Genomic DNA, 6,330 nt, shown 5'->3' on the forward strand with positions numbered 1-6,330 from the left:
GCCCTTTTTTCGTTTCATAGATAAAAAATGAGAAGATGAAGATGAGCGACACCGTTTATCATGACATGTTTCCTATTCAGGAAGACACAACCCAATACCGTAAACTGACGTCTGACTATGTTTCCACAATCGAGGTGGATGGTCGTGAAGTTCTGAAAGTGGACCCAGAAGCCATTCGTGTACTGACGAAAGAGGCATTTAAGGAAATTTCTCACAAGCTGCGCCCGGCCCATGTGAAACAGGTTGCCAGCATTCTTGATGATCCGGAAGCCTCAGATAATGACCGTTTTGTCGCACTGGAAATGATTAAAAACGCTACAACAGCTGCGGATGGTGTTTTGCCCTTGTGTCAGGATACTGGGACGGCGATTGTCATGGGTAAGCGGGGTAAATACTGCTGGGTTGATGGTCAGGATGAAGAAGCGATCTCTCGTGGCGTTGTCGATGCCTATGACGAATTAAACCTGCGTTATTCGCAAGTTTCGCCGGTGGATATGTATGAAGAAGTCAACACGGGTAACAACCTGCCGGCACAGATTGACCTGTATGCGACCGAAGGCAATGCCTATAAATTTATGTTCATGGCGAAAGGTGGCGGGTCTGCCAACAAGACCTTCTTGTACCAACAGACAAAAGCTCTGTTGAACCCGGCATCCTTGAAGAAATTTTTGGATGAAAAAATCCGCACATTGGGTACAGCAGCTTGTCCACCTTACCACCTTGCCATCACCATTGGCGGGACATCTGCGGAAACCAACCTGAAAACAACCAAGTTGGCTTCTGCCAAATATCTGGATAATCTGCCAACAGAAGGTGGGGATAAAGGTCAGGCGTTCCGCGATGTGGAGTTTGAAAAAGAAGTTCTGAAAATGTGTCAGGACCTCGGTATGGGGGCACAGTTTGGCGGGAAATATTTCTGTCACGACGTACGTGTTATTCGATTGCCGCGCCACGGGGCCTCTTGCCCGGTTTCTATCGGTGTATCTTGTTCGGCTGATCGTCAGTTGTTTGCGAAGATCACTAAAGACGGTGTGTTTATTGAACAACTTTGTGATAACCCGTCTGACTACTTGCCTTCAGCAGAAGAAGAAGGTGTACAGGAAGTTTCCATCGACTTGAACAAGCCGATGAGCGAAATTCGTGAAATCCTGTCGGGTTATCCGGTGAAAACCCGTGTGAAGCTGTCCGGTACCATGATCGTGGCACGCGATATTGCTCATGCCAAACTCAAAGAGTTGGTAGATGCAGGCAAAGAACTGCCGCAGTATTTTAAAGACCATCCGGTTTATTATGCGGGTCCGGCGAAAACACCGGAAGGCTATGCATCCGGTTCCTTTGGTCCGACAACAGCGGGTCGCATGGATGCCTATGTGGATCTGTTCCAGGAAAATGGTGGTTCCATGGTGATGGTCGCCAAAGGCAACCGTTCTCAAGCTGTGACCGATGCCTGTAACAAGCATGGCGGTTTTTATCTTGGTTCCATTGGTGGTGTGGCTGCGGAATTGACCAAACAATCCATCAAGTCCATGGAATGTATCGAATATCCGGAACTGGGCATGGAAGCCATCTGGAAAATCGAAGTGGAAGATTTCCCAGCCTTTATCATTGTTGATGACAAGGGCAATGACTTCTTTAAAGAATTCGTTTAAGAACTCATTCGATTCGTTTGACACAAGCCCCATCTGCTCAGGTGGGGCTTTTTGTTTGGAGGAGGGGCAAATGAAAATCAGTTATATGTTTCAATCTGAAGAGGTTGATACGATCACCTGTGATGTGGTGTTTGATGAAGAGACATTGTTGCTGACTGATCCAGTGCAGGAAGAGCTTCCGCCTTGGACAGCACTGGAAAATTGTAAATGCAGTAATTGCCCCCTTTCTGAAATGGAAAATCCCTATTGCCCGATTGCAGTGCGCCTTTTGCCATTGGCGAAAATTTTTGGTGGTGTCCCATCTTATAAGCCGATGGTGGCTGTGGTTGTGACGCCGGAAAGAAAAATCATTAATGATACAACAGTCCAGCAGGCGATGAGCTCTCTATTGGGCTTGATCATGCCTTTGAGCGGTTGTCCGCATTTTGATTTCCTTAAGCCTATGGCGCGTTTTCATTTGCCTTTTTCCAGTATGGAAGAAACCATTTTCCGTGCGACATCGACTTATCTGTTAGGTAATCACTTCCTGAAATGTCAGGGGCTGGCGGCACAGGAAGGGTTAACCGGGTTGTCTGAGCTGTATGGAGAATTGCAAAAAGTTAATCAGGGCCTTTCAAAACGTTTGCGCTCTTCCGGTGATTTTATGGAAACCAATGCCGTTGCGATTTTAGATGTCTATGCCCAGACCATCCCCTTTGTGATTGATGATTTCGTAACGGACTTAGGAAAAGTCCTTTCTGCGTATCAGGATGTGAAGTCATAAATCAACATATCATTATGATTTATTGACCATGATGCGGCTGACTTTGCCGATGCCGCCATTATGAAAGCTTGAAGGGGCAATATTGCGTTCGGTTTCTTCTAAGTGCAGAATTTCATAGGCGCTGAAATCATCGGCTAGATCAGTTTGACTGTAACAAAGCTCTCTGATTTGTGGGCCACCGCAGTTACGGCCGACATTATCTGGGTGAAAAACTTCTAGAAGAAACAAGCCGCCGTCGACCAGACTGTCCATCATGGCCTGATGCATGGCAGGGCGTTCTTCGGGCATGAAATACAGGTGGAAACAGGCAACGCCATCAAACTTGCCGACAGGCCAATCCCATGTCAAAAGATCAGTGCATTGGGCCTGAAAGTGAGATGAGACCCCGCGTTTCTCAGCTTGTTCAAGGGCCTTGTTTACACCGTTTTGTGCCCCGTCTACAGAGAGAACCTGAAACCCTTGTTCGGCCAGCCAAACCCCATTGCGCCCTTCGCCATCACCCACGGCCAGAATGCGGCCATCTTTTTTATAATGTGAGGCATTTTGGGCAAGGTAGCCATTGGGTGTTGTGCCGAACACAAGGTCTGCATCGGCGTATTTATCGTTCCATTTTTCGATTGTTTTATTCATCGGGTTCCATAGGCCCTTTTGTTTGTGCCATGATGCGGAAGGCTTCGACCGGGACGGGCGGACTGAAGTAATAGCCCTGAACGAAATCGCAGCCGCCTTGACGCAGTTGCTCTAGCTGCATGGCGGTTTCTACCCCTTCGGCAACCACCTTGAGGTTCAGGCTACGTGCCATGGACAAGATGGCGGAGACAACGGCAGCAGCTTCGCTATCACTGGTGAGATCAAGGATAAAACTGCGATCAATCTTGATGGTGGTAATGGGAAAACGCCGCAGGTAACTGAGTGAAGAATAGCCTGTGCCAAAATCATCAATGGACAGTCCAACCCCAAGTTTGCGGATACCATGAAGTTGTTGAACAATGCTGTCATCATCGACAATCAGCAGACTTTCGGTAATTTCGACAGTCAGCCGTTCTGCGGGAAGTCCGGTTTTTTCCAGTGTATTGCGCACAAGATCAACCACATTGATCCGCTGGAATTGCCGCGAAGACATATTAACAGAAATAGAGGGCGGGTTATCCGTCTTTGATGCCCAGATCATGGCCTCGCGACAGGCTTTTTCCAAAACCCATTCTCCGATAGGAATAATCAATCCAGTGTCTTCGGCCAAGGGGATAAATTTATCAGGAAAGACATTGCCATATTCCGGTTGATGCCACCGCAACAAGACTTCGCAATTGTTAAGCTCCTGGGTTTCCACATCAATGATGGGCTGATAATGTAAAACAAACTCTTCGCGTTCTAATGCCTGATGCAAGGCTGTTTCCAGAGCGCGGCGTTCTGTGGCATCTTCGTTCATTTCCTTGGTGAAAAACTGGCTGAGGTTGCGCCCACTTTCCTTGGCCTGATACATGGCGGTATCGGCATTTTTCAGCAGATCTTCCACATTATTGCCGTCGTTGGGGTAAATGGTGATGCCGATACTGCCCGAAACAAAGGCAATGTTATTTTCCAGATTATAAGGTGCTGACAGGCTTTCGAGCATTTTCTCAACAAGATGTTCCATTTGGCGGAAATCGGTCAAATCTGTGATGATAACGGTAAATTCATCCCCGCCTAGTCGGGCAACCGTATCTGATTTGCGCACCAGTGATGTCAAACGAGAGGCAGCTTCTTGTAAGAGCAAATCTCCACAGGCATGACCTAATGTATCGTTCACATGTTTAAAACGGTCCAGATCAATAAAAAGCAAGGCGGTTTTTGTTTTGGTTCGTTCCGCCCCGATAATCGCGCGTTGCAAACGGTCCATAAACAGGCTGCGGTTGGGCAGGCCGGTCAGTGCATCATAGTTGGCCTGATAGAGAATGCGTTCTTCATCTTTTTTACGCTTGGTAATATCGCTAAACAGGCTGATATAACGCAGGATTTTGCCCCCCTCATCCTGAATGGTCTTGATGGATAACCATTGGGGATAGACTTCACCGTTTTTTCGACGGTTCCAGATTTCACCTTCCCATCGTCCGGTTGTGCGCAAACTATCCATCATTTGCTGGAAGAAGGCATCAGAATGACGCCCGGATTTTAACATGGAGGGGCGTTTGCCGATGACTTCTTCAATACCGAACCCTGTGATCTCGCTAAAGGAGCTATTGACGGTTTCAATCACATTATCTTTATCACAGACCATAATGGCTTCTGAGGCTGCTTCAAACACAGCAGCGGCGAGTTCGAGCTGTTCATCAGCCTGTTTACGCCGGGTGATATCTTCTTTGACGGCCAGATAATGGGTGATGTTACCATCTTGATCTTTTAAGGAGCTTAAAGAGGCGCGTTCCCAATAAATATGCCCGTCCTTATGTTTGTTACAGAATTCCCCATGCCATTCTTCCCCACTGTTTAAGGTGGTCCACATCTCGTAATAGTCGGTCTTATCGGCTTGGGCTGATAGCATTCTTGGATTTTGGCCCATGACTTCTTCCAGGCTGTAGCCCGAAATTTCTGTGAATTTTGGGTTCACATATTCAATCAGGGCATGGGCATCTGTGATCATGACGCTGGTGGGGCTTTGTTCAACGGCACGGGACAGTTTTTTCAGGTTTTCTTCTGATTTGCGGCGGTAGAAATTTTCACGATGGGCAGCATGTAAGGTGCGTTGAACCTGAAAGGCAAAGACAATAATCAAGACAGAAAAAATGGTTCCGATGATGGCATTGGCAAATGCCTGTTCTTTCCAGGGCGCAATCACTTGTTCAAACGGAAGCTCAGTCGTAATGACGAGGTTATATTCAGGCACTTTGGTATAGGTCGTGATGGTCTTCTCACCATTGTCCTGATCCGCCCCGTTCAGTGTCATTTGTGTTTTATTACCGTTCAGGAACTCCGTCGTATTGGGGTGATGATCAATATTTTGGGGGACAGAAAGCAGCAGCTTGTCTTCACTATAAAGGGCAAGATGGTAGGATTGATCGTTCAGCCCGATGCTATAGACTTTTTCAAGATAGCGATTATTGATTTTGGCAAGAACGTAGCCCACATGTTGTCCAAACTGATCATGGATGGGGCGACTTAAGGGGATATAGGCCCTGTTTTTCCCCGGCAGAATTAAGAGACGGCGCTGCGGGTTTTCCAGTTGCTCCGGGCTAAACTGTTCCTGTCCATTATTTGAAATCTGGGAAAAATCAAAACGATGGACAAATAAAGTTGTGGCATCTGCATTCAGGATGGAAACTTCCGTTAAGCCTTGTAACCCAGAAAAAGCCGTTGTCAGCAGATCATGGGAAAACAGCGGGTTTCTTTTCATCTCTTTCCAGCTGCGGGAAAAATGGCCCACGGTTTTCATCATTGCCAGATCAACATTTTTGACGGATGCAGAGGTATGATAGGCCAGACGCCGGCCCATATTTTCCAGATGGGTTTCTGTTTGGGTGATGGTCTGCTCATAGCTTTTCCAAGCAAAGCCACTCCCAACGATCCACAGGATCAGGGTCAGAAACATTCCGCCAAGAAGTGCATTCATATTCACTTCTTTTGCCAATTCGCGATCCATGCTGTTTGAGGATAATGTCTTTTCCACGTTCAGCCTTCTTTGTTTGTTTTTTGGAAATGTCACGTTTTGCCAGAAAAACGACTTTCCCCCCAATATGTTAAATATATCATTTATATTTAGTCAAATCTACGTATGGCTGTAAAAAGACACTCTATTGTCAAAAGAGTTTCTTTTTGCACATGCGAAAAGCTTGTGTATGTTAAAGGGCGCATATGAACCCATATGCCGAAACACAAAGATTTAGAGAAGGGGAAGATCGTGTCACTTTATACAGATCTTTATGAGGCCAAGAAAACAACGGC

At 46.7% G+C, this 6,330-nt stretch carries 5 protein-coding genes (1 of these 5 running past the window's edge); 3 read left to right on the forward strand and 2 right to left on the reverse strand.

Translation table 11 applies throughout. The annotated features are described in order from the left end of the window. The first annotated feature begins 41 nt into the window (after positions 1-41). A complete protein-coding gene (locus E4K71_RS17850; protein ID WP_135081891.1) occupies positions 42-1,649 on the forward strand; it encodes a fumarate hydratase in 1,608 nt (535 codons plus the stop codon). 70 nt (positions 1,650-1,719) lie between these two features. Next, positions 1,720-2,412: a hypothetical protein gene (locus E4K71_RS17855; RefSeq protein WP_135081892.1), complete on the forward strand. Its 693-nt coding sequence runs from the start codon at positions 1,720-1,722 to the stop codon at positions 2,410-2,412. Between the two features lie 12 nt (positions 2,413-2,424). On the opposite strand, the gene E4K71_RS17860 is transcribed toward E4K71_RS17855, so the two are convergent. Together E4K71_RS17860 and E4K71_RS17865 are read right to left on the reverse strand one after the other, a co-directional pair. Beyond that, positions 2,425-3,042: a class I SAM-dependent methyltransferase gene (locus tag E4K71_RS17860; protein WP_135081893.1), complete on the reverse strand. Its 618-nt coding sequence runs from the start codon at positions 3,040-3,042 to the stop codon at positions 2,425-2,427. Further along, on the reverse strand, positions 3,035-6,055 hold the full coding sequence (locus tag E4K71_RS17865; RefSeq protein WP_135081894.1) for an EAL domain-containing protein: 3,021 nt from the start codon (positions 6,053-6,055) through the stop codon (positions 3,035-3,037). Before E4K71_RS17865 ends, E4K71_RS17860 begins: the two co-directional genes overlap by 8 nt. Before the next feature lie 231 nt (positions 6,056-6,286). Between E4K71_RS17865 and E4K71_RS17870 the strand changes: the two genes are divergently transcribed. After that, positions 6,287-6,330, forward strand: partial view of an acetyl-CoA hydrolase/transferase C-terminal domain-containing protein gene (locus E4K71_RS17870; protein WP_240796848.1) — the 5' portion only. Its footprint extends 1,279 nt past the window's final position; 44 of the gene's 1,323 nt are visible here — the first part of the coding sequence; the start codon lies at positions 6,287-6,289; the stop codon falls past the right edge of the window.

The sequence above is a fragment of the Terasakiella sp. SH-1 genome, assembly GCF_004564135.1.
Lineage (GTDB): Bacteria > Pseudomonadota > Alphaproteobacteria > Rhodospirillales > Terasakiellaceae > Terasakiella.

Excerpts from the sequence above, each read along its gene's own strand:
- E4K71_RS17850 (WP_135081891.1), top strand. The coding sequence starts at position 42 with ATGAGCGACACCGTTTATCATGACATGTTTCCTATTCAGGAAGACACA.
- E4K71_RS17855 (WP_135081892.1), top strand. The coding sequence starts at position 1,720 with ATGAAAATCAGTTATATGTTTCAATCTGAAGAGGTTGATACGATCACC.
- E4K71_RS17860 (WP_135081893.1), bottom strand. The coding sequence starts at position 3,042 with ATGAATAAAACAATCGAAAAATGGAACGATAAATACGCCGATGCAGAC.